This window comes from Streptococcus sp. E17BB, assembly GCF_041807725.1.
Taxonomy (GTDB): Bacteria; Bacillota; Bacilli; order Lactobacillales; family Streptococcaceae; genus Streptococcus; species Streptococcus entericus.
Window position 1 is genome coordinate 1 of record NZ_JBGTZC010000073.1, and the last position, 1,405, is coordinate 1,405.

General features: G+C 44.2%; 2 protein-coding genes and 1 pseudogene. All 3 read right to left on the reverse strand.

Features of this window, described 5'->3' with window-relative positions:
* Positions 1-122 precede the first annotated feature (122 nt).
* Positions 123-503 (reverse strand): annotated as a pseudogene (locus ACERC7_RS10605) (hypothetical protein); the annotation flags it as partial.
* A 58-nt stretch (positions 504-561) separates the two neighbouring features.
* Positions 562-921 (reverse strand): lysostaphin resistance A-like protein, encoded by a 360-nt coding sequence (locus ACERC7_RS10610; RefSeq protein WP_373666900.1) that lies wholly within the window; start codon positions 919-921, stop codon positions 562-564.
* A gap of 214 nt (positions 922-1,135) precedes the next feature.
* Positions 1,136-1,369 carry a hypothetical protein gene (locus tag ACERC7_RS10615; RefSeq protein WP_043026288.1) on the reverse strand — a complete coding sequence of 78 codons (234 nt, stop codon included), beginning with the start codon at positions 1,367-1,369 and terminating at the stop codon, positions 1,136-1,138.
* Positions 1,370-1,405: the final 36 nt, after the last annotated feature.

Genomic DNA, 1,405 nt, shown 5'->3' on the forward strand with positions numbered 1-1,405 from the left:
AACAATTTGTTGCTTAAAGTCATCACTAAATTGACGACGGATTTTTCTAGACATAGAGTTCTCCTGTTTTCTTTAGTGTAGAACACTTTATAAATTCTGTCTAGTTTAGTGTAACCGATTCAAAGCTTATCTGGATCATTGACCAGTTCTTTGAGGAGAGTATCCAAATGGGTATCCAATAGAGACCTGTCCTTGGTGTAGAAATAGAGATAGTCGTCTTGAAAAGCGATCGCCAAAGGCAAATTGTCCTTAGTCAACAGCTCTTTTAACTTCTCGACATCCACGGGCTTATCTAAGAGTTCTGTTTTCAAGTCAATGCCATCAATGGCAAACGGGGTCTTGACCAAGTCTGCCAAGGTTTGAAGGCCAATTTTATAGGCTGTTTCTTGATGAAGGCCACGTTTGACAGACCAGTCCAGAATCTTGAGAAGAGTTCTCAACGTTAAGAGACTACTTCGCTCTAAATACTGAAAGGCTTGGCGTTCCTGTTGTTCACTCGACATAGCTTCTCCTTCCGTTGTGGGATAGGCTTATCTTAAACCAGTCACCTCGCCTTTTTTATCACAGAAAAGTAGTTAGTAGCACCAAGCCATTCCACACCAGATGGAGACCTGTCGCCCCTACTAGGTCCGTCTTTTGTCGCATAGCCCCTAGACCCAAACCTAAACTCCCATAGACCACCCAGCTCCCTAAGCTATCAGGCTGGTGAGCCACGGCAAAGACTAGGCTTGTGACCAGTAAGGCTTGATAAGGCTTTGGAAAGAGTGACCAAAGGTAGCCACGGTAAACCAACTCTTCAACCAGACTGGCATTGGTTAGAAAGAGGATAAAAACCATCAAAGGGAGTTGGCTTTGAACAGAAATAAGGCTCGTTTGATTGATGGAAGTGATCGGCCATAGAATCCCGACAAGAACTGACATCAGAAACATAGAGCCTAGACAAGTCACCAACCAAACAAGCCGAGACTGACCAAATTTATACCGCGAGCACTTCTTTAAGAGCCTAATTAGACTCGCCAAGTAAAGGAGCTGAAAAACAAGGACTTCCCACAAGGATAGCTGGTCTCCTAAATACAAAGATACTAAAATAGTATTCACATACTGGTAGAGATAGAGACCTATGAATTTCCAGATTCTAGCGTCTAAATAGGTCTTCATAGTCCACCTCCAAGACCAGCACCATTTTTTCCACCCACTTGGTCTGGGGCATTTGGCAGGTGGACTTGTAGTGCCTGATTTTCTGATAGAGCCGATTGAACTCGCTGGGGTACTGATAACTCCCCGCAAACATCTGCCGTGTCAACTCAGCCCAGCTCATCTCTTTTTCTGCCAAGAGAAGGGCAAGGTTTTCCCAAAATAATTCCGCCATAGCCCCCTCCTACACGCTTAAGAAGGTTTTAAGAGT